Raw genomic sequence first — 25,508 nt, forward strand, 5'->3', positions numbered from 1 at the left:
CCATATTGGCTGCGATGAACCAGAAAACCTCCGTTACGAAAACCTCAAATCTGTCCCATAGGCGCTGACGTCAGACATCGGCACTCCATAGATGGAAAGCGTCTGGCCAATGAGGCTTGTGGGGGAGCGCATCAAGCAACAATTTTAGCCTATCGAGATTGCCAAAATTCTTCTGCATCTGTGCTGGAAACCGATCCCAAAACTTTGGGACGGCCTTAATCTTTGCCACATCGAGTTTCATCAGGGTTTGGCAAAACTCGATCAGTTCCCTGCTATCAGCCACCTGATCGATCGTTTGGCTTTTGAAGTATGATCTATCAATCGGACTCTCGCACCGAGCAATGTCCACGCCCCTGAACAAATCACCCTTTGTGCCTCTGCCGACAACATTCGCTTTGAGACCCTCAAACGCGACCTCTTGGGCGACAAACAACCTTAGAAAACCATTTGTTGCCAATGATGCGATGGTTGGCAAACATGCGACTTCATCGTCCATCCAATTACCCTGCAATGGTTTTCGTCGGTAGCCATGGATATCCGATGTGTGGCTTTGACCACCCCATTTTATAGTCTGCTGTTGTACCGCAGGTTCTATCACAATGCTCAATGACAGGATATTCCGGTCAAGGAACACGCGTTTCGGATCGGGCATCTGACCGCTCATCCAGATCGCCCAAACAGCCCGAGGAACCCCCCGCGCTTGGCCCCGTGCCCTGCCCGTTGATCCGTGATCATGGCCGTGAGCGCCCGCCGTTCTTCGCTTTCACGGTCGAGACGGGAGCGTAGATCGGTGATCGTTTCGGACAGTTGCGCCCGTTCGCGTTCTCGTTCGAGATTGGCCGTGTCGATCTGTTGACGGAACGCCTCAACTTCGCGTTCTAAGTCTCTGTTTCCCTGTTCGTTTTCAGTGTTTCTCATCGGTGACGTCTGGTCGTCGTTACTGGATTTTGGAAACGCTCGATAAAGTTCGGCGGGATCGATCAGAAACGCGCCCTTGTCCCCGCGTTCTGCGCTTAACTTCCCTGATTTTATGGCTTTTGAGAGTGTCGACTTTGCGCGGCCACACTCCTTGGCCGCTTGGTTCAATGTGAGTTTCATGCCTGTTTCCGCCTTGTTTTTGCACTGTTCGATATCGGTAACGTCTGGTTCTTGCGACCAGTAACCGTTTCCAGTGTGCCACATTCGCGCGACAAGTGGCTTTGATGATGTGACCGCCGCCCGCTGCATCTGCCCCGTGGACCTGAAACACATTCTTCGCCAGGTCGAGCCCGACCGTGATAATCTCCGACATGACCGTCCTCCTTTGTGGATCATCGCAGACCCACCTTGGCACATTGATGCCGTCGGGGGCGGTCACATCATCAAGGCCCCCTCAAAAGAGCAAGTGTGGAATATTCAATCTTTTGGGGATCGGTGATCTGTTCAATCTCGCCAACGCCATGTCCTCAATGCGCCCAACCAGATAGCGCCATTGACAGCGCCTTTATCACGCGTCATATTTGACGCGTCATATTTGATCGAGGTGCAATATGGATTATCGGCAAGAGCGTTACAAATCCACGTTTGAGAACGAGGGTGGGCAAGAAATCTGGGACTTTCTGACCCAACCCGACAACGTCATTCGTATGGAAACCGCAACTTTCCTTTCGAGACCAGCGATAGAACCGCTTTCGCCGCTGCTGCTTCAACGCTTCGGTGAACGCATCAGGAAAGACCGCATCAAACAGATGATGGGGCACATGGTTCGGCAGATCATGGAGGGCAACGGTTACGCTCTTCAACAAGGCAATGTGAAGATCAGCAGCGCGGACAACATCTTCGCAAGGGCATCTCGTTATGCTCGCGGCGAGGAGGTGGCGTAATGTCGAAGTATCAGAAGATCCTAGAAGTCATCGCAATCTGCGAAGACGAGACCAAACTGCGAAACTGGATCGCGAACGCCGAACGCGAAGGTGCCCAAGAAGTCGAAGATGCCGCGAGACGCCGCCTGATCGAGGTTCGCGCGTCGAAAGACGTTGATGATCCGAACGATCCCATCGTGTTGGACTTCTGGAAGAGTATTTCGGCACTCGAACACGAACTCAGTCTTGAGCGAGGCAAAACGATCAGACTCAGCAGGACCCGCCAAAAGATCGGTCGGGTCGGGGTGGAAAAGACATTGCGAGACCTGACGCTTTCAACGCAACCGTCTGACGGTTATCATCTACTTCACGAACGTGGGATGCTTGACCTGAGTGCTGAAGCACTCGTTCTTCGATATCCAGACAGGTTCGAACCTGAAGTTCTGGAAGCAGCGCAAAACCGACTAGATACGGACGCCGCGTGCACTGACTAAGCATCTAGCGCCCGATAGACGGTCATCCGCGACACGCCCAGTGCTGCCGCAATCTCGCTGACCCGCTTACCGGCGCATCTTCAACCACTTCTTGGACGAGGCAGGACTGAAGACGGACAAGGACGGCAACACCCGTTCTCCATACTCGCTGCGCCACTACGCGCTACAGGTTCGCTTGCGGAAGTCCAAGGGGAAGGTGAATATCTACTGGTTGGCGGAGAACGCGGGAACATCAGTGGAGCAGTTGGAGCGGTTCTACCTCAAGCAGATGGAACCCTCAAAAGAGCAGGTATGGAATATTCAGTCGTTTGGGGATCGGTGAGGCCTTGCACAAATCGGTAGGGGATTCACTACATGAATCCAGCATGATAGCTGGTAGACATGAGCAGTTGGGCCCCTACGAAGTACAAGACCACGAACTGGTCGGCTTACACGCTGTCATTCCGCCCCGCAAGAATGCGAAGCCGTGGAAGACCGTCACCGCCGGAGCCATGGCCCGAAACGAAGCCCTGCGGGCGTCGAAATACCTGGGCCGCGCCCTCTGGCGACTATGGAGCGGATATCACCGACGAAGCCGCGTCGAGACGAAGATGCATTGTGTGAAACTGCTGGGCCAGCGGCTCATGGCGCGGGACTTCGACCGTCAGGTCGCAGAGCTCCAGGTCCGCATCGCCGTACTCAACGGCTATACCGCGCTCGGCATACCCATCACGAAACCCGTGGGATGACTCTGTCCGGGGAAAGGGGAGCATCGGCTATCAGCCGATTTGTGCAACATGTATAACCGCCCCTTGCGCAAGAGGTATCTTCAGAGCTGATCTTGGCGCGTCATCGGGTGCTGACATGTATCCGGCCTCATGATGCGGCGTTCCAGATACCGCGGGCCCGTATGGTGTTCGAAGGTCGGGTCCAGATCAAGGCCGCGTGCTCGATTGCACTCTGTTGCACACTGGTTCTCCCGATCCCGTCTCACGACTGTTACGCCAAACTGCTCCTTGCCCTCTTCCGCTCCGACGTCCTCGCGACCTACGGCTTGCTTATGTCGCCGCGGCCGGAGATTGGTAGACGCCACCACGGGCCATCAGGGCCCAGACGATCCGCGCCATCTTGTTCGCCAGCGCCACTCGCACCAGCATCGGTGGCTTGCGTGACAGCATCCCGCCCAGCCACGTGCCTGGCTGGGCCGCAGCATGGGTGTGCCGCTTGATGATGACGCTGTTGGCGCCGATGATCAGCAGGCACCTGAGGGACCGCTCGCCCATCTTCGTCGTGGCCCCGAGCCTTTGTTTGCCGCCCGTCGAATGTTGGCGGGGCGTGAGACCGAGACAGGCCGCAAAATCCCGGGCCTTGCGGAAGGTCTCGGGTGGCGGCGCCAAAACCCGGAAAGGTGCCCCCTGCCAAGCTAAGGCAGTGAGGGGCAAACAGAGGTGCCGCATGCATGGAGGGCTATCGACTGGGCCGAAGACAGTTGAGGGCCGAGCTAGGATTGCAGAGGCGCAAAAGCTTCGCTGGCAAAGAGTGAAGAAGACTCACGGGGTGGTTTAAGGGGTGGATGAAAATATTTTTAAATTGACTAATATATTGATTTTTAATGTATTTCTGCTTTTTTATGGTGCCGGTCGAGGGACTCGAACCCCCGACCCCCTGATTACAAATCAGACGCTCTACCAGCTGAGCTAGACCGGCACGGGCTTTCGATATGAAATTGCGAGGCCGGGCACAAGGGGGGAATCCATCTTGATGTAGATGTTGGCTGATGGGGCGAAAAACTGGTCCCTTGGCCTTGCAACCGTCCGGTAGGGGACGCACCATGCGATCGGATTGCGACAGACGGGGGACGGATGATCACGGCAGAACAGCAGGGCGGGTTTCCCCGACTTCACCGGATGGGTGAGGCTGGCATGCTGGTCGAGTTCGGAGACCGCCTGTCGATGTCCGTAAATGCCGCGACGCTGGCGTTTCGGGCGGCTGTCGATGAGGCCGCATGGGGCGGTGTGGAGGAAAGCGCGACCTCTTTGAAGTCTGTCTTCTTGCGCTTTGACCCGGTTCGGTTGAGCCATGAAGCGCTTGAGGCGGCTCTTTTGACCTTGCTGAATGCGCGTGACTGGTATGCAGAAACCTTGCCCCATGGGCGCAAGCTGTGGCGGGTGCCAACGGTGTTCGGAGGAGAACATGGCCCGCAGTTGGAGGAAGCCGCCGATCTGGCCGGGCTATCACCGGAAGCCGCGGTGACGCAGATTTCCGAAACACCTGTCCGGGTGCTGACCATCGGGTTTTCGCCCGGAATGCCCTATCTTGGGCAATTGCCTGATGCCTTTGATATTCCCCGAAAAACAGAGCTGAATCCGCATGTTCCCGCAGGCGGGCTTGCCTTGGCGATCCGTCAGCTGGTCTTGTTTCCTGTCGGCACGCAAACGGGTTGGCGCTGGATTGGTCGGGCGGCGATTGACGTATTCGGCCAGCAGGCAGAGCACCCATTTCCGCTGACCGCAGGCGACGAAATTCTCTTTCACCCTGTCAGCGCTGCCGCGTTCGAGGATGCCTGGGCCGAGGTGGACGCGGGCCGAATGGTGGCCAGTTGCGAGGCCCTGCCATGACCGGCGTGCTGGAGATACTTTCTGCCGGGCCTGGCCTGTCATTGCAGGATGCGGGCCGACCGGGACTGCTTTCAAAAGGCTTGTCGCGCGGCGGGGCGATGGACCCTCTGGCAGTGGCTGAAGGGGCGGCGCTTTTGGGCGCTGATCCGGGTGGGGCGTTGGCCATCGAAATGGCCGGGGCAGGGGGCACCTTCAGGGCCGAGGACGCGGACCTGCTGATTGCTCTTACAGGCGCGCCGATGACTGCGGATATTGACGGCGCACGGGTGCAATGGGCGGGCAGTCACCTGTTGCCGCGTGGGGCCACCTTGAAAATCGGTGGCGCGTTGAAGGGCAGCTACGGCTATCTCAGTATTGCGGGTCTTGATGCGCCGGAGATTCTGGGCGCGCGATCGGCCCATATCTCAGGCGGGATTGGCCGGCGGTTACAGACAGGGGACCGCCTGGTTTGCGCACCGGCACCAAGCACGGGTGGGATGATGATCGGGTCAGATGACCGCTTTTCGGGCGGCGAGATTCGCATTCTGCCGTCTGTCCAGACCAGCCAGTTCGCCCCGGAGACACTGGCACGGCTGGAAGAAACGGCCTTCGTCAAGGACGCCCGCGCCAGCCGCATGGGCGCGCGGATGGGGCAGGACGGCCCCGGCTTTTCCTCGGATGCGCATCTGGCGATTCTGTCCGAGATCATTGTGCCCGGCGATGTGCAGGTGATCGGCGATGGATCGCCCTTCGTGCTGCTCAATGAATGCCAGTCCATGGGCGGGTATCCAAGGATCGCAACGGTGATCAGCGCCGATCTGCCCAAGGTCGCGCAGGCCGCGCCGGGCAGTCCGATCCGCTTTCGCTTCGTGACGTTGGAGGAGGCTCTGACAGCGCGAAGTTCAGTAGATAAGTATCTGAAATCGCTTTCTTCCCGCGTTCAGCCAAGGGTGCGCCACCCCGCTGACATCCCAGATCTGCTATCCTATCAACTGGTTGGCGGCGTGATTTCCGCACATCACGACGCCCACGAAAAGGAGACCTGAGCCATGAGCATCCGCGTCGATCTGAACGCCGATATGGGCGAAAGCTTTGGCCCTTGGCCAATGGGCAATGATGCCGAGGTGCTCAAGGTCGTGACCTCTGCCAATGTGGCGTGCGGGTTTCATGCGGGCGATCCGTCCGTGATGGCGCAGACGATCCGGGTGGCGCAGGAAAACGGTGTCGGCATTGGCGCGCATCCGGGCTTTCCCGATCTTCAGGGTTTTGGACGCAGGCGGATGCATATGGGCCGCGAGGATCTGCAAAACGCGATCCGCTACCAGTTCGGAGCCATCCGGGGAATGGCCAGGGCGCTTGGGGCCGAGGTACGCCATTTCAAGCTGCACGGGGCGCTGTCCAACATGTGCTCCGAGGACGAGGACATGGCGCGCGCCTGCTATGAGGCGGCTTTGTCGGTCGATCCCGACGTCATTATTTTCGTCCTGGCTTCCACCGCACAGGAACCGGCGGTGAAGGCGCTCGGGGCCAACTATGCCGGAGAGATCTTTGCCGACCGCGCCTATAACGATGATGCGACGCTGGTCGATCGCAGCCTGCCCGGTGCGGTAATCCACGATGCGGATCGAGCGGCAAAACGCATGGTCGATATGGTCAAGGCCGGGGCGATCATCGCGGAATCGGGCAAGGTCATCCCCTCACGCGTTGATACGATCTGCCTGCACGGTGACAACGAAACCGCCCTGCAGATCGCGCGTGCCGTGCGTGCTGCGTTAGAGGCAGAAGGCGTTAAACTGGCCCCAGTGGGGGCCTGAGACTGGCCCTGTCGCTTCCTGTCATACCGGTGTTTCATAGCCCGGATAATACCGAAACGCGCCTGAGTCGCGGGGTCCCCCTCCCTGCTGGCGCATCTGCCCGGAGGTCAGCCCCGTGACCACGTTCTCCAACACCCCTTACGAGTCGCTCGATGTGGGCATGGAGGCTGCCTCCCCCCGGCTGGTCACGGTCGATGACCTGTATGTATTCGCCAATTCCAGCGGCAACCATAACCCGATGCATCTGCCACGCGAGGACGGCGATGGTGATGGCGTTCCCGAGGCGGTGGCGCCCGGCATGTGGGTTGGGGCGCTGATTTCCTCGGTGCTTGGCAACCAGCTGCCGGGGCCGGGGACGCTATACAAGCGTCAGACACTGACGTTCCTCGACCGCGCCCATGCGGGCGAGACGCTGGTGGCAAAAGTGCGGGTGGCCGGGAAGCTGCCTGGCAACTTGGTGCGGTTTGAAACATGGGTCGAACGCGAGGACGGGCTGCGTATCTGTGAGGGGATGGCCGAGGTGATCGCGCCCGACCGGCAGATGAGCTTCGAAGATATGGAAGTGCCGGCGCTGACAGTACAGCGTCACCAGCATTTCGACCGACTCCTTGAACTGGCCGCGCCCCTGCCTGCACTTGCCACCGCCGTTGTCGCCCCCGAGAAACCCGATGCGTTGAACGGTGCGCTGCTGGCGCGTGCGCATACGCTGATCGACCCCATCTTCGTGGGCAGTGCAAAAAAGATTGCGGCTGCGGCGGAAGAATTGGGTGCCGATATCTCGGGCATCGAAATCGTTGACATCCCCGACAACCGCGCCGCTGCCTTGCGCGCCGTTGCGCTTGTTCATGAGGGCCGAGCGCGGGCTTTGATGAAAGGGCACCTTCATACCGATCAGCTCTTGCACGCGATCTTGAAGAAAGAGGGTGGGCTGCGCACCAACCGCCGCCTGTCCCATGTCTTCGTGATGGATGTGCCGGGGCTTGATCATCTGCTTTTTGTCACCGACGCCGCAATCAACATCGTCCCCGATCTCGAGTGTAAGGTCTCGATCTGCCAGAACGCCATCGACCTTGCGCTCTCGCTCGGCATCGCGCAGCCCAAAGTGGGGGTGCTGTCGGCCGTCGAAACCGTGACGCCCTCGATCCCTTCGACGCTCGACGCGGCGATCCTGTCCAAGATGGCCGACCGGGGCCAGATCACTGGCGGCCTGGTTGATGGACCGCTTGCGATGGACAACGCCATCGACCTGGAGGCTGCGCGCACCAAGGGAATCACCGGGCTGGTGGCGGGACATGCCGATATCCTGCTGGCCCCGAACCTTGAAGCGGGCAACATGATCGCCAAGGAGCTGACATTCCTCGCCCATGCAGAGGCTGCGGGTGTGGTGATGGGTGCGCAGGTGCCGGTGATCTTGAATTCCCGTGCCGATGACGACAAGGCGCGGCTTGCCTCCTGCGCGGTGGCGGCACTTTACGCGGAGAGCCTGCGATGACCGGCGTGATCCTGACGTTGAACGCTGGCTCCTCCTCGATCAAGTTTGCAGCCTATGGGGCCGGGGCGGATCCGGTGCTCGAGGCCGCAGGCATGGTCGATGCGCTCGGGGCCTCTGCCCGGCTGATCCTGCGGCCCGCGGGGGGCGAGAAAACCACTCGTGATCTGGGTCGCACCGATCACGTTGCCGGTGTGGGCGCGATCCTTGAGGCGCTAGCCCCGCTGCTGGACGGGCGCGCGGTTCTGGGTGTCGGGCATCGCATCGTTCATGGCGGCCCCGATATCGATGGCCCCCGCGTGCTGGACGGTCCTTTGCTGGACCATCTCGAGACGCTGAAGCCGCTCGCACCGCTTCACCAGCCGCACAATCTGGCCGCCGTGCACGCCGCCCGTGCGGCCTTCCCCGAGGCGCTTCAGGTCGGCGCCTTCGACACCGCCTTTCATCGCGGCCACCCTAAGGTGAATGACCTCTTCGCCCTTCCGCGCCGCTATTATGACGCGGGCGTCCGGCGCTACGGGTTCCACGGGCTAAGTTATGACTACATTGCAGGCGTGATGGCACGTGATCATCCCCATATGGCCAAGGGCCGGGTGATCGTTGCGCATCTGGGCAACGGGGCCTCGCTCTGCGGGCTGGAGAACGGGCGCTCCATCTCCTCCACCATGGGGTTTTCCGCGCTCGAAGGGCTCTGCATGGGCACGCGGCCCGGTCAGGTTGATCCCGGCGTATTGCTCTATCTTATGAAAGAAGAGGGCATGGGGTATGAGGAACTGACCCATCTTCTCTACAAGGAAAGCGGGATGCTTGGCCTGTCGGGGATCAGCCACGATATGCGCGAGCTGCTGGCCTCGGAGGCACCTGAGGCGAAAGAGGCCATTGCCTATTACTGCAACCGCCTTGCGCGGGAAATTGGCGCCATGGCGGCGGTTCTGGGTGGGATTGACGCACTGATCTTCACAGGCGGCGTTGGTGAAAACGCGGCCCCCGTGCGTGCGCGCGCGCTGGAAAACCTTGGCTTTCTGGGGCTGGAAGTGGACAGCGCAGCGAACTCTGCCAACGCCACCCGCATTGATGCGGGGCGGGTGCCTGTCCTTGTCCTGCCAACCGATGAAGAATGTGTTATTGCTGGCTCGACGGCGGCGTTTCTATAGCGGATCTGGTATCCGCAGGCCCGAGGCATCCGGCAAGCCAAGGGCGATTGCCATCCCGGGAACTGGCCGCGCCCTAAACCAGTTAACCTTAACGAGAGATCACACTTGCGGGATACTTCCCTCAAGGCACAGGTGATGTGACGCTGTGAAGCCTGTTCACTCCAAACGCTGGCAAGAACGCAGAAAGCAGCGCGCATTCACGCGGCGTAAGGATTGAAAATTTGGCCGGCTGATCCATCTTTTCCTCATGCGATTTGTCTTCCTGGCCCTGCTCCTTTCTCTGGCAGCTTTGCTGCTCTACATCCGTCTTGCCCCGATGCAGGCCGGGCGCTGGCATGTGGACCCGTCCACGGCCGAGCGTCCCAGCACCCCAAACGCGTTCATAATGCGCGATGAGGGCGGAGATCGCCCGGCGGTGGTTCTACTGGCGTCGCCTCAGACAGTGGGTGCCGCACTGGAAACCATGCTCGCCTCGGCCCCGCGCGTCACGCGGCTTGCGGGAACGGCTGAAGACGGCTTTGTCACCTATGTGCAGCGCAGCAGGATCATGGGATTTCCAGATGCCATTTCGATCCGGCTGAGCCCGACAGGTGAGGGGACGCGGATCGAGATTTTCTCGCGCTCGCGCTTTGGCTATAGCGATGGCGGTGTCAACGAGGCGCGAGTAACACGCTGGATTGCCCGTTTGGAGGCAGCGCTAACCCCTTGACGGGGCGCGCGCCCCGCGCCACACCGCCTGTCATGTTGCCAGCAGATCGCCTGACCCAGATCACCGAACGGTTCGAGTTTCTCGAAGCGCGTCTCAATGCCGGTCCTGCAGCCGATGAGATCGCCACGATCAGTCGGGAGTATTCGGACCTCAAGCCCGTGGTGGACCAGATCGCGGCCTATCGCCAGATCATGAGCGATATCGCTGAGGCCGAGGCCATGCTGGACGATCCTGATATGGCCGAGCTGGCGGAGGAAGAACTGCCGCAGTTGCGAATTGCGTTGCTGAAAGCAGAGAAAGCTCTGCAACTGGCGCTGTTGCCCAAGGATGCCGCCGATGCCCGCCCTGCGATGGTGGAAATCCGCCCCGGTACCGGCGGTGATGAGGCCGCGTTGTTCGCCGGCGACCTGTTGCGCATGTATGAACGCTATGCCGATGCGCGCGGCTGGAAGCTGGAGATTATCGAGCAACAGCTGACCGAGCTTGGCGGCATCAAGGAGGTCGTCGCCCATGTCACCGGCGAGGGCGTCTTCGCCCGGCTGAAATACGAATCCGGCGTGCATCGGGTGCAGCGCGTGCCCACCACGGAATCGGGCGGGCGCATCCACACCTCGGCAGCCACTGTCGCCGTGCTGCCAGAGGCCGAAGAGGTCGATATCGACATTCCCGCCAGCGACATACGGATCGACACGATGCGCGCCAGCGGGGCAGGGGGGCAGCACGTCAATACCACGGATTCCGCAGTGCGGATCACGCACCTGCCATCAGGCATCGTCGTCACAAGCTCCGAGAAATCGCAGCACCGCAACCGAGAGATCGCCATGTCGGTCCTGCGCGCGCGGCTGTTCGACATGGAACGCCAAAAGGTAGCCGATGAACGCGCCGCCGACCGCAAGGCGCAAGTCGGCTCTGGCGACCGGTCGGAACGCATCCGCACCTACAATTTCCCGCAAGGGCGTGTCACCGATCACCGCATCAACCTGACACTCTACAAGCTCGACCAGGTGATGCAGGGCGACCTGGATGAGCTGATCGACGCGCTGATTTCGGACGATCAGGCGCGGATGCTGGCGGAGATGGATCAATGACCCTAATTCGAGAGGCTCTGGCAGAAGCCACCTTACGATTGACCTCTGCAGGCATCGATGGTGCCGCCCGCGATGCCCGCTGGCTTTTGGCGAAAGCCACGGGGATCGAGCGTGGGCGTCTGACGTTGCATCTGGGCGATCCGCTCACTGAAGAGGCAGAGTTCTTTTTCTACAACATGATGTTGGAGCGAGAGGCCCGTGTGCCCTTGTCGCATGTCATCCAGGGCCGTGAATTCTTCGGCCGTTGGTTCAGTGTCAGCCCCGATGTGCTCGACCCGCGCCCGGAAACAGAGATTCTGGTTCAAGCTGCGCTTGAAGTCCCGTTTCGCGAAGTACTGGATCTGGGCACCGGGTCAGGGGCAATTCTTCTGACCCTTCTGGCTGAGCGACTTGATGCTACCGGGACAGGTACCGATATCTCCGGCCCGGCGCTCGCCAAGGCCGAGGAAAATGCCCGAGCACTTGGGGTTGCCGACAGAATGCATCTGGAACACGGCCGCTGGTACGAACCCGTTGGCGGGCGCTATGACCTCATCGTCTCGAACCCGCCCTACATCGCGTTGGATGAGATGGCGGGCCTTTCCCCAGAGGTGCGGGACCACGAGCCGCGGGTTGCCTTGACCGACGAGGCCGATGGCCTCAGTGCCTATCGTGCCATTACCGCGCGCATCCTTGATCACCTGACACCTGGCGGCTGGCTGATGGTCGAGATTGGCCCGACCCAAGGGGCGGCCGTGAGCGACATGTTCCGCGCGGCAGGGCTTGAAGATGTGCGTGTCTGTCCCGACCTCGATGGCCGGGACCGCGTGGTAATGGGAAGAAAACCCGCCTGATCGGGCCCGGTTGGTGCCAGATTGCGCGATATTTCCGCCGGTCTGGACGGAAAACACCACATTAACGGCAGTTTGCCCTTGTTTTGCCGGGGAACCCATGCTTATTCAAGAATAGCGGATGCGGAATGGACATCAGGCCATGCCCCCGCGGTTCACCCTCAAACGAGACGGCGACAGCAGGGATTACCGCAACAGCAGGGGCAAGCTGCAACGTCTAAACGGACAGGCCCGATTGCCTGACCATCGCATGCCCCGCATCCCAATGACACCAGGGCAACTGGAACAGATACAGACACATGAGATCACAAAAAAACCGTTCGCGGTCCAAGGGCAATCGCAACAATAACAACCGCTCGATGGGCAATATCGTTAATCGCGTATTCGACAGCTCCGGCCCCGAGGGGAAGGTGCGTGGAACCCCGCAGCAGATTATTGACAAATACAATCAGCTGACGCGCGACGCGCAGTTGGCCAATGACCGGGTTGCCGCAGAGAATTTCCAGCAACACGCTGAGCATTACGCTCGCATGTTGGGGGAAGCGCAGCGTGAACAGGATGCCCGCCGCGCCGAGCAGGAAGCGCAACAAGCGCATCAGCAGCAGGCCCGCGAAGCACGTCAGGCGCGAGAGGATGACGCCCCGACCCAGGATCAGCCTGTGGTCACGGAAACGGCAGAGAAATCCGAAAGCCGGCCGGAACAAAAGTCCTTTGGGGACGTCATCGACGTGCCCGCATCGGGTGACAGCGGTCTTGTGACAACCCCGGAAAGCGCCCCGAAGCCCAAGCGCCCACGCGCGCGCCGTGCCCCCAAGAAAGCAGCGGAAGCCCCGGCAGAAAATCAGGGCGACGCGCCCAATTCGCCAGAAGAAGGCCCGCAGGCCGCCGAATAAGCCTCAGCCCGCCGCCACCTGGCGGGCGAGCGCACAGAACCCCTCAATCGGGACCTGCTCGGCCCGGTCGGTGGGTTTGAGCCCCGCCGCGAGGATTCGATCCTCGATATCTGGGGCAATCCTCTTCAACGCCGCCCGCAGCATCTTGCGCCGCTGGTTGAACCCGGCGGCGACAACGCGTTCCAACACCTTCGGGTCAGCAGCAAAGCGCGGTTCGGGCAACGCTTCAATATGCACGACGGCGGAGCGCACCTTTGGGGGCGGGGTGAAGGCTTCGGGTGGCAGGGTCAGTGCGATCTTTGCATTGCACCGCCATTGCGCCAGAACCGCCAGCCGCCCATATGCCTTGCCGCCCGGTTGCGCCACGATCCGTTCCGCGACTTCGCGCTGGAACATCAGGGTCAGGCTTTGCCATTGCGGAGGCCAGGTCTTCGGCGTCAGCCAGCGCACCAGCAATTCGGTGCCCACATTATAGGGCAGATTGGCGACGACCTTGATCGGAGGTGTCAAATGCGCCGCCCAATCGACCTCAAGCGCATCCTCGTTCAGCACATCGAGCTGACCGGGATAGGCTGCCGAAATCTCGGCCAAAGCAGGCAAACAGCGCGCGTCTTTCTCGATCGCCACCACCCGCCGCGCCCCCTCGGCCAGCAAACCGCGGGTCAGGCCGCCGGGGCCGGGCCCCACTTCCAGCACATCACAACCGGTCAGATCCCCGGCAGCGCGGGCGATTTTCGCCGTCAGGTTCAGATCCAGCAGAAAGTTCTGCCCAAGCGCCTTGCGGGCACTTAACCCATGCGTTGCAATCACCTCGCGCAGTGGCGGCAGTCCGTCAATCGTCGCCATGCAACACTCCATTAAGGTTAACGCGCACGCGCGCCGTTTTCCGCTTGGCAAAACCATCTCGGGGCAGGCGCGATAGGATAGGGGCTGCGCGCTCTCTGACGTCGATCATAGTGCGGCTCCCGCACGGGTATGGGCCATATCGCGGGCCAAGCGCAGCGCAGCGATCATGCTGCTTGGGTCCGCGATACCCTGGCCTGCAATATCAAATGCGGTGCCATGATCGGGTGATGTTCGGATGAAGGGCAGGCCAAGCGTGACATTCACTCCACCTGCGAAATCCAGCGTCTTGATGGGTATCAGCGCCTGATCGTGATACATCGCAATCGCTGCGTCATAGCCTTTCCGAGCGCCAGCGTGGAACATCGTGTCAGCAGATGCCGGGCCCGAGATCGCCAGACCTTCGGCGCGCAGCATGTCCAGAACCGGGGTGATCACCGCTATCTCCTCCACCCCCATTGCGCCGCCTTCGCCCGCATGTGGGTTAAGGCCGGCCACCGACAGGCGCGGTGCATTCAGCCCGAAATCCTGTATCAGCGCTGCGTGAGTGATGCGGATCGTCTCGGCCAGCAGCTCCGGTGTCAGGGCAACGGGGACCTCCGCCAGCGGGATATGAATGGTCACTGGCACCACCCGCAAGGCGTCACAAGCCAGCATCATCACCACGCGCCCCACGCCCGCAAGATGGGCCAGAAACTCTGTATGACCGGGAAAGGCAAATCCAGCCCCGTCCTTCAACGCCTTCTTGTGAATGGGCGCGGTACAAAGCGCCGAGGCGTCGCCGGACGTCACCAGGGATACGCCTTTGGCGATCACGTCGATCACTCCTTGCGCATTCGCCGGGTCTGGAAGGCCAGCCGGGGCGTCGCTTGCGAATTCATGGACGAGCAGGGGAAGAACGCCAGAGGACACAAATGGCGCATCTGCCGGTGTCGAGATCAGCTCTATCGGGCCGTGGTCGACGAAATGACGCGGATCACCAATGGCAAATAGGGGCAAGTCCGCCCCCAGGGCCGATCGCGCTTTGACGATGATCTCCGGGCCGATCCCAGATGGCTCCCCGCAGCTGACGGCAACGGGGGGCAAAAGACGCGATGTCATGGGTTTTCGTCGATGATCGCATCGGCACGCAGTTCCGCCAGATAGCCCTGCGCATAGCTCTCCAGCCGCTGCTGGAACAGCGCCTGCCGCACTTCCTCGCGCCCGCCTTCCGGCAACTCGGTTGAGCGGCCGCACAGCATCAGAAACAGCATTTGCGTGCCATTGGCGCGGGTCAGGCCGAAAGAAACCTCATTGGCGTCCAGGCGTGCAAGTTCCAGCGAAATGTCGCCGGGCACATCCTCGATAGGCAGCGCGGTGATCTCGAAACCGCCCGGACGCACGCCATAAAGGTCGTCACATGTGTCGATCTCATCGCGCAATGCCCGCGCCTCCACCAACGCCTCTTCGCTTTGACCGCCGGGGATCAGAACCTGTGCATATTCCACGGCCGTAACTTCCGGCGAGACAAAGCCAGTCTCGTCCAGCCCGCGCAGCTGGAAGATTGCGATGGCGGGTCCAAGCGGCACGGGGTCCGTCACGTCCCCCACATTCATCGGCAGGAGCAAGGCACGCAGCTGCGGCGGGATGGTCGAAAGCGGGCGCCACCCAAGCCCGCCCCCCTGGCGTCCTGTTGCGGCGGCGGAATAGGCACGAGCGGCTTCCGAGAAGGCCCCGATAGAGCCATCAAGCTCTTCGGCCAGCCGGGCGATGTCGGTGCGGATCTGGTCTTCGTTTTCCGGGGTAATCGGCACCACGAGCTCGGCGATATTGATCTGAGCACCGCCATCGGAGGCCGACAGGGTCAGGGCGCGGTCGATTTCATCTTCGGAAACCTGGGCACGGGGACCGAAACGGGCGCGGACGATATTGCGCCATGTGATCCCGGCGGCGACGAAATCGCGGAAGGTTTCCGGCGCGATCCCTTCGTTCTGGAGCGCCCCCAGGAACGCCTCTGTGTTCATATTGGCGCGGCCCGCAAACTCGGCCATCCCTTGTTCCAGGTCATCGGGGCTGGCCAAAAGACCAAAACGTTCGCCGACTTCCTGCTGGAGACGTTCGTTGATCAGGGTTTCACGCGCCTCTTCCAGCAGATCCCCGGGGGCGTTCAGTGCCTCAAGAAACTGGGCGCGCTGTGAAATCTCGTAATACGTCACGATCCGGTCGTTCACGGTCACGGCAGCGGAAAAGGGGCTTTGCGCAATGGCGGGTGTAAGCGCGGCAAAGGAGATGGCAAGCGCTGCGGCCAGGGCTTTCAGGGGGCCAGTGAATTGGGGGCTGTCTGCTCGGGTCGTCATTGTCATATCCGTCATTCTTTCGTCCGGCGTTCCGGTCATCTGTGGCAGCTTCGATCATAACTGCGCCCGTCGCGGGACGCACCAAAGCCGTTCAGGGCCACAGTCAGCCCTATGTCAGTGGCTGATGGCAAGGTAGCCGAGGTCGTGAAGCGACGCGAGAGGGAAAACTCCACGTCCACGCATTCGGTCGCATAGGTGAGGCTCAGGCCCGCCCGTGTGGGTTCATTGGCCTCGAAATCATAGCGCCAATCGACGGCGGCCGCCCAGGCATTGTCGAAGTCATAGCTGGCGTCAAAGGCCCATTCCGCCATGTTTTGCGGGCGTCCTTCCGATGGATCTGCTTCCAACCAAGTGAGGGACGAGGCAACATCGAACTGGTCTTCCTGCCACATCAGGGCGAATTCATTGGAGCTGATGTTGAAGGACTCGCTGAACAGGGCGCGGTTCATCATGGTGAGTGAATTGCCAAAGCTTAGGCTGGTGGACAGCATAAAGTCGGAATGCGTGCCATCGAGGCCGGAGCCTTGGGTGAATTGTCCATAGCTGCGGTCCCGGATCACCTGCCCGACGGTAACGCCCAGGGACCAGCCCAGGGGGTCGTCGCGCGTATAGGTCAGACCATAGGCCAGATGCGGCCCAAGCTCCTGACCATCGGCCCCTGGAAAGCGGTTCAGGGAGAACAGATTGCCTTCGTCAAATTCCACAACCGCACCATCCTCATTGGGCAGGTTCGGCTGCGTTTCCGGCGCCCAGACATACTGAAGAACCGGCTCCAGCAGATGCGTCACCCCATTGCCTCCTGCACGCGCCATTGGCCAGCGCAGCTCTGCCGCTAGATAGGGCGTCGTGCGGGTGATGGTGTCATCGTAGTTGGAGTCCTGGTTGACGTTGTAGACGTCGCCTTGCCACTGCGTCTCCACTGCAGCCAGAAGGCCTGCGGGAAGAATCCAGTCGCGCCGCCAGTTCGCTTCGAAGCTAAGTCTTGCGACATCGCGCCCGATCACATCGGCGCTCGACCGCCGGGAATGACTATGGGTGGACATCCCCACCGTGGCAATTCCCCCAAGACCGTAGGGACTGAACCGCTCCGTCACCTCGGCATCGGTCATCAGGGTTGGCAGAGTAACGTTGTCGTCACCCTCGCGCAAAGACCGAAACCGGTCGAACGAGAACTCGATATACTCATTGCGCTCGGCGCGGCTGATGGACAGGCCGGAATTCAGACTGTCCTCTTCGCTATAGCCGTAGGTTAGCAAATAGTCCGGGTCAGAGACGGTTTCATACGCAAACTCCAGCCGGAAATCGCGAGGCAGGTTGAACCAGCCCTCGGCAAATACGTAAGAACGCATCGAGTCAGCCGTCAGATCATCCCAACTGACCGCGCCGTTCATCTCGACAAATCCGTTTCGGAACGCCCGTCGAATGCGGGCTTCAAGCGTCTGGCTGTCACCTGCGGTGATATAGGGGGTGATGGTCAGGTCCGCATGATCGCCCAGTTCGACGAAATAGGGCATATGAACCCCAAAGCCCAACTGGTTGGACGCGCGGACCGTGGGGGTCAAGAAACCAGAAGACCGTTCCAGCGTGGGATCGGGCAACCGCAAGCGCGGGAACCAGGCAATCGGAACCCCAAGGGCCCTGAATTGGGCGTCTTCGAAAAACAACTGCCGCGCTTCCTGATCGTGCACAATACGCCGGGCCCGGATCTGCCACAGCGGCACCGGGTTGGCTGCGCATACCTCGCACGAGGAGGCGACGGTCTGATACATTTGCGTATAGCGTCCGTCGACGCGATTGATCTGGGTTGCGGCAATCTGCAATTGCCGGTCCAGCACCAGCCTGGCCGATTGCAGCACGCCGTTTTGCAGGTCGGTCGAAAGCTCGGCAAAATCTGCGAAAACGACGCTTCGACCATTGTCCTCGGTCAGAATAATCGGGCCTTCGACACTCACCCGGTCCGTGGTGCCGTCATACAGGATCCGTCCGGCGCGCAGCCGTGACCCTTGATAGAAAATCTCCACATTGCCGTTGGCCGAGACCGAGGAATTGCCCCTGTAAAAGCTGATATTGTCTGCAATCAACGTCGCAGGAATGTCGCGCGTTTGTGCAGCAAGCGGACATGCCAGCACGAGAAGGGACAGGACGAGCGAGAAAATCCGCATCACCCGTCCTCCGTATGCAACAGAAAGCCCAGGGACAGCAGAATTGCGGCCAAGGGGGGCGTCCATGCGGCAACCGCCACCGGCAGTTGGCCGGTTTCCCCCAGAACCAACGCAAAATTGCGCAGGAAATAGACTCCGAATCCCAAAAGCAGTGCGAACAACACCATCATCCCCGTCTTCCCAAAACGGGTATGCCTCATTGTGAAGCTCGCGCCAATCAGAACCATCGCGGCAAGCAGTAGTGGATTTGCCAGTTCGGCCATGAACCAGGCCCGGTGTTGCAGCGCTGCAAAGCCCGCTTCGCGCAACTGCGCGATAAAGCCGGGCAATTCATAGATCGGCACGGTCGAAGGATGACCGAAACTGTCACGGATCTGATCGCGTGTCAGGGTCGAGGGCAAGGTGAAGCTTTCGTGGAGCGTTGCTTCAGCCTCCGGGTTTGCCTGGCCAAGCGGCCAGACTTTCACATCCGTCAACAACCAGGCGTTGTCGGTCAGAACGGCCGCATCCGCGTCGATCCTGCTTTGCACTTGCCCTTCCGGGTCGAAGACAAAAAAGCTAGCGCTAAAAAGCGAGGTTCCATCGGAATTGGAGCGGTTTGCGCGGATAACGGTCTGACCGAACTGGCTGCCCTGTCGAAGCCACAGCCCCTCGCCAGAGACCGACAGAGTCCGGTTTTCACCGGTCTGATACCGCGACATCGAGGTTTCAAACTGCCGTTCGGTTGCCGCCACAAGCGGGTTGATCACCAACAGGCCGAGCACGCCGATCCCAATGGCGACAATCACGGGCGACATGGCCGATCGTAGGGCGGAGCGACCGGACCCGCGGATCACCACCAGTTCCGACGTGCGTGCGAGAGACAGGAACAGCACCAGCGTGGCCAGGATGACAAAAAGCGGCAGCATCCGGTAAAGCGACCCAGGCAAGTTGAGAAGCGCAAGGTTGAAGGCCGCTGTCAGACCGGCATCCGTGTGGCCAATCGCCCTTAGTTGCTCGGCTAGATCAATTGGCAGCAAAATGGCCACGAAAACCGCCAGCACGATCATGAAGGACCGCAGGAAGCGCCGCGCGATATAGAAGTGCAGGATCATGCTGCAACCTCTCGCCGTCGGGGGCGCCTGTGACCGCGCAGCGCAAGATAGATCATCACCGCCGCCGTCATGGCCGCAAGAGACGGCTGCAAATAGGCAAGCCAGGCCATCCCTTCTTGACGGGACCCTACGCTTTCAGCGGCATTCCAGGTCATCTGCAGCGGAACGATCAGGGCGATCGCCAGCAGGATCTGTGGCCAGATTCCAAACCTTGAAAAGGCCCCCAACATCAGCGTTGCAGCGGCAATCACCGGTACGAAGAGGGCAAAGAACGGTCGAGCGATGCGGTCATGACCGGCAAAACGAAAGGCCGCGAGGGTAAAGCCCTGAGCTTCGGCGAAAACGCGTGGGGAGAATAGCAACTCTGCGGTTGAAAGCTCTCTGATGTGGCGGGAACGGGTGCCGGGCGATTGGATCAGTCCGGCGATATCGTAGGTGAAATCGTCAAACTCGACGATCGTCAGCCGATGGCCTTCGGTCTGCAGGGTCTGTGCAACACCTTCGAACATCACAAGGCGCGGTCCGGCGTTAGAAGACACAAGTATCGCCCGCCGCGCGGTATAGGTTGTTTCAACATCGGGAGAAGAGCGATCTTGAAGGAACACATCCCGAAATTCGCCAAGCTCGGTGATTTCGCGGATATAGACCGTCAATCCGGCGGTCGGGTGCAGAAACTGCCCCTCGCGCAACAGCCTGCCTGTCATATCCTGCGAGATCTCGACCGACCGTTCTATCAGGCGACCGCGCGCCGCCGGAACGAGCACATGCGCCAGAATCGCCAACAGCAGGGCAAGGACGATTCCGAAGACCCAGACCGGGCGCAGTAGTCGCAGGGCAGAACAGCCTGCGGTTTGCATGACGACCATCTCGCTTTCCGAAATCATCCGGTTGGTGACGTATATCGCCGCCACAAATGCCGAAACCGGCAGCACCAGAAAGATTATCTGCGGCAGCGAAAGCGCGGAAAACTCTAGGAAAACCCGAAGGGACTGGCCGTCGCCAATCAGGCGATCAAACAACCCGACGGCACTGTTGATCCAATAGACAGACACCAGCACAAGGCTGAAAAAGCTGAACAGCGCCAGAAGCTGTGACAGGATATACCGGTCATAGCGCCCCAAGTTATGCCCCCCGAAAACAAGCTCTTAACAACCCCAGTGACTAAGGTCTTAATCCAATCACTGCCACAAGGACAGGCATATCTGGTCAAGCTCGCCTACTAGTCCTAGTGTTGCCACAACATCCAATTCCAGAGGTTCCCACATGACCACGCCCATTGCCATTTCCTTTGTAGAAACCGACCTCGATGCGCTGTCCGCCGCCGAGGGCAAGCTGGCGGTGATCGTCACGCCGGATGGCAAGCTCGATCCTTCTGCGCGGCGGGTGAACCGGCTGACCAAGGGGGCGCTGGCCCGGCTGGCAGAGTCCGATTCCTGGGACAAGGCGAAGACAGGCGATTGCGTGTCCCTCGGATTTCCCGTCGGGCTGACGGCAGAGGCGTTGCTGGTCGTAAAACTGCCCCGTCGGACCACGGTTGAGGACGCGCGCCGCGCAGGAGCGGAACTGGCGAAGGCCAAAGGTAAAGCGGCACTGACCGTGGCTGCGGGGGCGTTCCACCGGGCCGCCGACCTGTCCTTCGGACTGGCGATGCGGGCCTATGAATTTACCGATCACAAGACGGGCGACACCCCTGCCGGCGAGGGTGCGGTGATCCAAGTTAACAAACCCGACGAGATTGCCGCTGAAGCCGCGCCCATGACCGCCGTGGCCGAGGGTGTCTTTTTCACCCGCGATCTGGTGAGTGAGCCATCGAACGTGCTGACTACCGAGGATTTCGCCGCACGTCTTGCGGCCATGGCCGATCTGGGGCTGGAGGTCGAAATCCTCGACGAAGCGGAACTGGAAAAGCTCGGTATGCGGGCCTTGCTGGCCGTGGGGCAGGGGTCTGAAAGCCCCTCGAAGGTCGTTGTCATGCAGTGGAATGGGGGCGGGGATGAGGCCCCGCTGGCGCTGATCGGCAAGGGTGTGGTCTTTGATACCGGCGGCATCAGCCTGAAACCAGCGGGCGGCATGGAAGAGATGACCATGGATATGGGCGGCGCAGGCGTCGTGTCCGGCGTCATGCGCACGCTGGCCCTGCGGAAAGCCAAGGCCAATGTGGTGGGGATCGTCGGTCTGGTGGAAAACATGCCTGACGGGCGGGCGCAGCGGCCGGGCGACGTGGTGCGGTCCATGAAAGGCGACACGATCGAGGTGATCAATACCGATGCCGAGGGACGGCTCGTGCTGTGCGATGTCATGTGGTACGCGCAGGACCGGTTCCAGCCAACGGGCATGGTGGATCTGGCCACTTTGACCGGAGCAATCATCATCGGATTGGGTCATGAAAACGCCGGCGTTTTTTCCAATGACGACGTGTTCTGCAACAGCTTCCTCAAGGCGGCGGCTGCGGAAGGTGAGGGCGCATGGCGGATGCCGCTTGGCGCGGCTTACGACAAGATGCTGAAATCTCATGTCGCGGACATGAAGAATGTGGGTGGACGGCCTGCTGGCTCGATCACTGCGGCGCAGTTCCTGCAACGGTTCGTCAAGGACGATACGCCGTGGATTCACCTCGATATTGCGGGTGTGGCCAGCGTCAAGGCGGACACAGCCCTTGCGCCCAAAGGGGCGACCGGCTGGGGGGTCATGGCGCTCGACCGGATGATCCGCGATGGCTACGAGGCGGAGTAACCACTGATGGGCGCGGCCTATTTCTACCACCTGACCCGGTCCAGCGCAGAGGCGACCTTGCAGACTTTGATCGGCAAGTCGCTTCAGGCTGGATGGCGGGTGGTGGTCAGGGGCCGGACAGAGGGGTTTCTCGATCGTCTGGATGAGTTGCTTTGGCTGCGCCCGGAAGAGGGCTTCCTGCCCCATGGCCGCGCGGGCGGGCCGCATGATGCCGATCAGCCGGTATTGCTTTGCAGCGGGGCAGATATCCCCAACGGCGCTGCCTGCCTGATGAGCGTGGAGGGGGCCGAGATCAGCCCCGACGAGGTGCAGCGCCTCGACCGGGTCTGCATCCTCTTTGATGGCGGCAATGGCGATGCCGTGGCCCATGCCCGCACCCAGTGGAAAGCGCTGACAGGCGCAGGCTGCGCGGCGCAATACTGGTCCGAAGAGGGCGGCAAATGGGAAAAGAAGGCCGAAAGCGGCTGACCCGCCCCCGGCCTTGCGCGTCAGGCGACCTTGGGGGCCGCCAGCCGAGCCCGTATGTGGCCGGGCACCTGCCGCGCGGACATGGCGCGAGGGTAGGGCAGTTCCTCCATCTCCGGCACGTCGCCATAGAGGGCCTCGAACTCGGCATAGTTGTCAAACACGCGGCGGCTCACATTATCTATGAACGTCTCGGCAGGGGCACCGTTTGCGAGGATGATCTCGTGTTCCTCGGTCTCGATATGATAGACCGTGTAGGTCTCGCCCATTTCCGCCAGAGGCACCCGCGTGATCGTCGTCCCGTTTACCAGCGCGCCCGCATGGCAGATCACACCATCCACCAGCATCCCGTGATCTGCAGTGACGGTCAGGTCGCTATGAGGCAAACCGTCGCCCAGAGATCCGGCAGCAAAGCGCACCGGCATCAGCCGTTCGGCGGGGCCGAAGCGGGTGGAGACGGTCTGGCGACCGATCCATTTGACGGGAGCGAGCGTTCCATCGGCCGTGGTAACCATATGGCCAATTTTCAGTTGCTCGACGGGTTTGCCCCCCGCATCCGTCATGATTTCAGTGCCTTCGGCGAAGCAATAAGCATAGGTGCCGGTGGTGGTGAATCCGATATTTCCTGTCAGGCTTGGATTGTTGGAAACGATGGCACAGTTTCCAGTAAGTGGTTCGAAAAAAACCGGATCTCCGCTGCTTGTGAACCCGTAAAGTTGGGCTGTCACAGGAAATGGCACAAGTAAGGGGCTGTTCAGCAGAGCATTGTCGCCCACTGCCGTAAAGCCATCCGCAGTGCTATCCTCACTGTCCTCCACAGTTACCGAGCCCGGGCCATCAGGCACTGGATACACGGTGGTTGCATCCGGTGCTGTTGTTCCGAGTACATAGGCATAAGTGTAGGTTTCAATCGTTGGCATCGGCTTTCCCCCATTCACCTTGGTCAAGGAAATATTAACCAAAGTTAACGTCAGTAGTGGGCGTAGACTGGGGGCTGGTCAAGGTAAGTTTAGCCGTTACCCCTCACGAGTTCATGCGAGCAGTTTGTACCGATCCGACTTGGCGGCCTTTTGGGTGGAACCCAGTTTGACAAGGATTGAGCCAGGAACCTGCCGAGCGGACATCGCGCGGGGGTAGGGCAGCTCTTCCATCTCGGGCACATCGCCATAGAGCGCTTTGAATTCCCCGTAGTTGTCGAAGACCCGGCGGCTGACGTTGTCGATGAAGGTTTCAGCGGGTGCGCCGTTCGCAAGGATGATCTCGTGGGCTTTGGTCTCAACGTGATAGACCGTGTAGCTCTCGCCCATTTCAGCCAAGGGCACGCGGGTGATGGTGATTCCATTCAAAAGTGCCCCGGCGTGGCAGATGACGCCCCCCACCAGCATCCCGTGATCAGCGGTCACGGTCAGATCGCTATGCGGCAGGCCATCGCCCAAAGATCCGGCGGCCAACCGCACCGGCATCAGCCGTTCGGCGGGACCAAACAAGGTAGACACGGTCTGGCGACCGATCCATTTGACTGGCACGCTGTCGCCCTGTGCCGTGAAAACCAGATCACCGATGGACAGGGTTTCAACACAGGCAGCACCATTTGGCGTCGCAATCTCGGTGCCTGCGCAAAAGCACACGAGATTGGTGTTAGTAGTGGTCAAGTCAGACAGGCTGGTGCCCTCGATCACCAGCGACCCGCCACCAGCGCCCGCAGGCAATGCAATCAGCAAAGATCCGTCGCCCTGTTCCGTTGCGGCAGACAAAAGCTCGGCAAAATTGCTGAAGATCGAATTCAGGTCGACGATATCCCCTTCCGCCGCATTGAAATCGAGGATGCGGTCCGTCGATCCCCCACCAAACCCGAGAAAACGGTCGCCGCCGGTGCCGCCCGACAGGGTGTCGTCACCATCGCCGCCATTGACGGTATCCGCCCCGTCACGCCCGAAAATCTGATCGTTGCCCCCGGCACCTAGCAGCGTATCGTCATTCACGCCGCCATAGATATCCTCGTGAAAGAACTGGCCGGTGACAGTCGTCAGCGCCGAGCCATTGCTTTGCGCCGACATCAGAACCATACGGGCAAAGTCATCGGCCGTTCTTGCATCGGCGCCGGTCAGGGATTCAATGGCAGCTGCCATTTCAGAATAGTGAGGCGACAGGCTGGCGGATTCAGTGTAGTGGCCGGTCACTACACCGCCCGGGTTGGTATAGGTTCCGCCGCGCACCACGACACCGATCAGGTAAGAGTTGAAGGTTCCGTCGCCATCCGGGTCAAAGGTCAGGAAGGTGCCGCCGCCGCTCATACCGCCGACCGCTTCGGCGCCTTCAATCGTGTAGTATCCGCCCTGATCGCCCCCGACCACCTGTTCGGTATGTCCGTCGGCGGCCAACGTGCCGGATGTCTGGTGCAGAGTGTTCGCCAACCCGTTCAGCGAGTTTCCTGCTTCGGGGTAGCCAACGATCACAGCGGTTCCCGACAGATCATCGGGGTCGTTGGCGATGATCATGGGGGCCGCAGGCCCGTTGTAAAAGGCACTGGTCGAGACCAGCTGATCGCCCGCATGAAGGCTGATATCGAACCCCGCCATTACGGTTTCGAGCGATCCGTTTCCGTCGAGATCTTCGCGGTAGGTCGACCAGGGTTCCCCGCCAAAGGGCAGGGTAAAGTCGTACTCGGTGGTGTCGTGGGTTTCCGCCTCGCCCGTCAGGCCACGCTGCGGCGTGGCGGTGCTGGACCCGCCCGGGCTTGGCGAATGGTTGGCGCTGAGATAAATGCCGCCGCCGATATGCACGCCGGACCATTTTACTTGCACAGCCGTGAGATGCTCAAGGTTTGTAGAAGTTGAACTAACAATCTCAAGCAATACAGCGCCCCTTACATGGAATGCTCATCAAAAATCCGGTTCTCAACTCGGTACCACGCGCTGCAATATCGGGTCAACGCGCACAAGCCTGATGGCAGGGGACGCCCAAGTCAGGCGGCAAACACCGCGAAT

At 60.5% G+C, this 25,508-nt stretch carries 26 protein-coding genes, 1 tRNA gene and 3 pseudogenes; 16 read left to right on the top strand and 14 right to left on the bottom strand.

Going from position 1 to position 25,508, the window contains the following annotated elements; genetic code table 11:
- Window positions 1-70 precede the first annotated feature (70 nt).
- The 3 genes and pseudogenes from ACROHD_RS08060 to ACROHD_RS08070 all read right to left on the bottom strand — a co-directional run.
- On the bottom strand, window positions 71-652 hold the full coding sequence (locus tag ACROHD_RS08060) for a hypothetical protein (protein ID WP_432677070.1): 582 nt from the start codon (window positions 650-652) through the stop codon (window positions 71-73).
- An 8-nt stretch (window positions 653-660) separates the two neighbouring features.
- Window positions 661-1,098: a MerR family transcriptional regulator gene (locus tag ACROHD_RS08065; protein ID WP_432677198.1), complete on the bottom strand. Its 438-nt coding sequence runs from the start codon at window positions 1,096-1,098 to the stop codon at window positions 661-663.
- Window positions 1,099-1,177: 79 nt separating this feature from the next.
- Window positions 1,178-1,291 (bottom strand): annotated as a pseudogene (locus ACROHD_RS08070) (IS110 family transposase); the annotation flags it as partial.
- Window positions 1,292-1,529: 238 nt separating this feature from the next.
- Here ACROHD_RS08070 and ACROHD_RS08075 point away from each other — a divergent pair.
- Together ACROHD_RS08075 and ACROHD_RS08080 are read left to right on the top strand one after the other, a co-directional pair.
- Entirely contained in the window at window positions 1,530-1,862 is a 333-nt protein-coding gene (locus ACROHD_RS08075) for a hypothetical protein (protein WP_432677071.1), read from the top strand.
- Window positions 1,862-2,335, top strand: a complete 474-nt coding sequence (locus ACROHD_RS08080; protein ID WP_432677073.1) for a hypothetical protein — start codon at window positions 1,862-1,864, stop codon at window positions 2,333-2,335. The genes ACROHD_RS08075 and ACROHD_RS08080 overlap by 1 nt, the downstream gene beginning before the upstream one ends.
- Here the strand turns inward: ACROHD_RS08080 and ACROHD_RS08085 are convergent.
- The gene (locus ACROHD_RS08085; RefSeq protein ID WP_432677194.1) at window positions 2,332-2,388 is read right to left on the bottom strand and encodes a hypothetical protein; all 57 of its coding nucleotides are present in this window, start codon (window positions 2,386-2,388) and stop codon (window positions 2,332-2,334) included. The two genes, ACROHD_RS08080 and ACROHD_RS08085, sit on opposite strands and share 4 nt — an antisense overlap.
- A gap of 38 nt (window positions 2,389-2,426) precedes the next feature.
- Between ACROHD_RS08085 and ACROHD_RS08090 the strand changes: the two genes are divergently transcribed.
- Window positions 2,427-2,657 (top strand): hypothetical protein, encoded by a 231-nt coding sequence (locus ACROHD_RS08090; RefSeq protein WP_432677074.1) that lies wholly within the window; start codon window positions 2,427-2,429, stop codon window positions 2,655-2,657.
- A 103-nt stretch (window positions 2,658-2,760) separates the two neighbouring features.
- Window positions 2,761-3,063, top strand: a pseudogene (locus tag ACROHD_RS08095) (transposase); the annotation flags it as partial.
- A 309-nt stretch (window positions 3,064-3,372) separates the two neighbouring features.
- On the opposite strand, the pseudogene ACROHD_RS08100 reads toward ACROHD_RS08095, so the two are convergent.
- Window positions 3,373-3,714, bottom strand: a pseudogene (locus ACROHD_RS08100) (transposase); the annotation flags it as partial.
- A gap of 31 nt (window positions 3,715-3,745) precedes the next feature.
- On the opposite strand from ACROHD_RS08100, the gene ACROHD_RS08105 reads away from it, so the two are divergent.
- Window positions 3,746-3,880 carry an HGGxSTG domain-containing protein gene (locus ACROHD_RS08105; RefSeq protein WP_432677076.1) on the top strand — a complete coding sequence of 45 codons (135 nt, stop codon included), beginning with the start codon at window positions 3,746-3,748 and terminating at the stop codon, window positions 3,878-3,880.
- Between the two features lie 65 nt (window positions 3,881-3,945).
- Here ACROHD_RS08105 and ACROHD_RS08110 read toward each other — a convergent pair.
- Window positions 3,946-4,021 (bottom strand) — tRNA-Thr (locus ACROHD_RS08110).
- A gap of 155 nt (window positions 4,022-4,176) precedes the next feature.
- Here ACROHD_RS08110 and ACROHD_RS08115 point away from each other — a divergent pair.
- The 9 genes from ACROHD_RS08115 to ACROHD_RS08155 all read left to right on the top strand — a co-directional run bounded on the left by ACROHD_RS08115 (window position 4,177) and on the right by ACROHD_RS08155 (window position 12,888).
- A complete protein-coding gene (locus tag ACROHD_RS08115) occupies window positions 4,177-4,932 on the top strand; it encodes a 5-oxoprolinase subunit B family protein (RefSeq protein WP_432677078.1) in 756 nt (251 codons plus the stop codon).
- Window positions 4,929-5,957: a 5-oxoprolinase subunit C family protein gene (locus ACROHD_RS08120; protein WP_432677080.1), complete on the top strand. Its 1,029-nt coding sequence runs from the start codon at window positions 4,929-4,931 to the stop codon at window positions 5,955-5,957. The genes ACROHD_RS08115 and ACROHD_RS08120 overlap by 4 nt, the downstream gene beginning before the upstream one ends.
- A gap of 3 nt (window positions 5,958-5,960) precedes the next feature.
- Complete coding sequence (locus ACROHD_RS08125; protein WP_432677081.1) at window positions 5,961-6,725, top strand: LamB/YcsF family protein; 765 nt, start codon at window positions 5,961-5,963, stop codon at window positions 6,723-6,725.
- Window positions 6,726-6,840: 115 nt separating this feature from the next.
- Window positions 6,841-8,217 carry a bifunctional enoyl-CoA hydratase/phosphate acetyltransferase gene (locus tag ACROHD_RS08130; RefSeq protein ID WP_432677083.1) on the top strand — a complete coding sequence of 459 codons (1,377 nt, stop codon included), beginning with the start codon at window positions 6,841-6,843 and terminating at the stop codon, window positions 8,215-8,217.
- On the top strand, window positions 8,214-9,368 hold the full coding sequence (locus tag ACROHD_RS08135) for an acetate/propionate family kinase (protein WP_432677085.1): 1,155 nt from the start codon (window positions 8,214-8,216) through the stop codon (window positions 9,366-9,368). Before ACROHD_RS08130 ends, ACROHD_RS08135 begins: the two co-directional genes overlap by 4 nt.
- A gap of 247 nt (window positions 9,369-9,615) precedes the next feature.
- Window positions 9,616-10,077, top strand: a complete 462-nt coding sequence (locus tag ACROHD_RS08140; RefSeq protein WP_432677087.1) for a DUF1499 domain-containing protein — start codon at window positions 9,616-9,618, stop codon at window positions 10,075-10,077.
- A 32-nt stretch (window positions 10,078-10,109) separates the two neighbouring features.
- Window positions 10,110-11,165 carry a peptide chain release factor 1 gene (gene prfA / locus ACROHD_RS08145; RefSeq protein ID WP_432677089.1) on the top strand — a complete coding sequence of 352 codons (1,056 nt, stop codon included), beginning with the start codon at window positions 10,110-10,112 and terminating at the stop codon, window positions 11,163-11,165.
- Window positions 11,162-11,998, top strand: coding sequence for a peptide chain release factor N(5)-glutamine methyltransferase (gene prmC, locus ACROHD_RS08150; RefSeq protein ID WP_432677091.1), 837 nt, complete (start codon window positions 11,162-11,164; stop codon window positions 11,996-11,998). Before prfA ends, prmC begins: the two co-directional genes overlap by 4 nt.
- Before the next feature lie 296 nt (window positions 11,999-12,294).
- Window positions 12,295-12,888: a DUF4167 domain-containing protein gene (locus tag ACROHD_RS08155; RefSeq protein WP_432677093.1), complete on the top strand. Its 594-nt coding sequence runs from the start codon at window positions 12,295-12,297 to the stop codon at window positions 12,886-12,888.
- Between the two features lie 3 nt (window positions 12,889-12,891).
- On the opposite strand, the gene rsmA is transcribed toward ACROHD_RS08155, so the two are convergent.
- From rsmA to lptF, 6 genes are all read right to left on the bottom strand, one after another.
- Window positions 12,892-13,734 (bottom strand): 16S rRNA (adenine(1518)-N(6)/adenine(1519)-N(6))-dimethyltransferase RsmA, encoded by an 843-nt coding sequence (rsmA, locus tag ACROHD_RS08160; protein ID WP_432677094.1) that lies wholly within the window; start codon window positions 13,732-13,734, stop codon window positions 12,892-12,894.
- Between the two features lie 105 nt (window positions 13,735-13,839).
- Complete coding sequence (gene pdxA / locus ACROHD_RS08165; protein WP_432677095.1) at window positions 13,840-14,832, bottom strand: 4-hydroxythreonine-4-phosphate dehydrogenase PdxA; 993 nt, start codon at window positions 14,830-14,832, stop codon at window positions 13,840-13,842.
- Window positions 14,829-16,067, bottom strand: a complete 1,239-nt coding sequence (locus ACROHD_RS08170; RefSeq protein WP_432677097.1) for a peptidylprolyl isomerase — start codon at window positions 16,065-16,067, stop codon at window positions 14,829-14,831. Before ACROHD_RS08170 ends, pdxA begins: the two co-directional genes overlap by 4 nt.
- Before the next feature lie 35 nt (window positions 16,068-16,102).
- Window positions 16,103-18,229 carry an LPS-assembly protein LptD gene (locus ACROHD_RS08175; RefSeq protein ID WP_432677099.1) on the bottom strand — a complete coding sequence of 709 codons (2,127 nt, stop codon included), beginning with the start codon at window positions 18,227-18,229 and terminating at the stop codon, window positions 16,103-16,105.
- Complete coding sequence (lptG, locus tag ACROHD_RS08180) at window positions 18,229-19,323, bottom strand: LPS export ABC transporter permease LptG (protein WP_432677100.1); 1,095 nt, start codon at window positions 19,321-19,323, stop codon at window positions 18,229-18,231. The genes ACROHD_RS08175 and lptG overlap by 1 nt, the downstream gene beginning before the upstream one ends.
- Window positions 19,320-20,444 carry an LPS export ABC transporter permease LptF gene (lptF, locus tag ACROHD_RS08185; RefSeq protein WP_432677102.1) on the bottom strand — a complete coding sequence of 375 codons (1,125 nt, stop codon included), beginning with the start codon at window positions 20,442-20,444 and terminating at the stop codon, window positions 19,320-19,322. The genes lptG and lptF overlap by 4 nt, the downstream gene beginning before the upstream one ends.
- A 142-nt stretch (window positions 20,445-20,586) precedes the next feature.
- Here lptF and ACROHD_RS08190 point away from each other — a divergent pair, with 142 nt between their 5' ends.
- Entirely contained in the window at window positions 20,587-22,056 is a 1,470-nt protein-coding gene (locus ACROHD_RS08190) for a leucyl aminopeptidase (protein ID WP_432677103.1), read from the top strand.
- A gap of 6 nt (window positions 22,057-22,062) precedes the next feature.
- A complete protein-coding gene (locus ACROHD_RS08195; RefSeq protein ID WP_432677104.1) occupies window positions 22,063-22,524 on the top strand; it encodes a DNA polymerase III subunit chi in 462 nt (153 codons plus the stop codon).
- Between the two features lie 20 nt (window positions 22,525-22,544).
- Here the strand turns inward: ACROHD_RS08195 and ACROHD_RS08200 are convergent, their stop codons facing one another.
- Window positions 22,545-23,441 (bottom strand): Hint domain-containing protein, encoded by an 897-nt coding sequence (locus ACROHD_RS08200; protein ID WP_432677105.1) that lies wholly within the window; start codon window positions 23,439-23,441, stop codon window positions 22,545-22,547.
- A 111-nt stretch (window positions 23,442-23,552) separates the two neighbouring features.
- Complete coding sequence (locus ACROHD_RS08205; RefSeq protein WP_432677107.1) at window positions 23,553-25,325, bottom strand: Hint domain-containing protein; 1,773 nt, start codon at window positions 25,323-25,325, stop codon at window positions 23,553-23,555.
- Window positions 25,326-25,508: the final 183 nt, after the last annotated feature.

This window comes from Nioella aestuarii, from assembly GCF_050896395.1.
In the GTDB taxonomy this organism is placed as follows: domain Bacteria; phylum Pseudomonadota; class Alphaproteobacteria; order Rhodobacterales; family Rhodobacteraceae; genus Nioella; species Nioella aestuarii.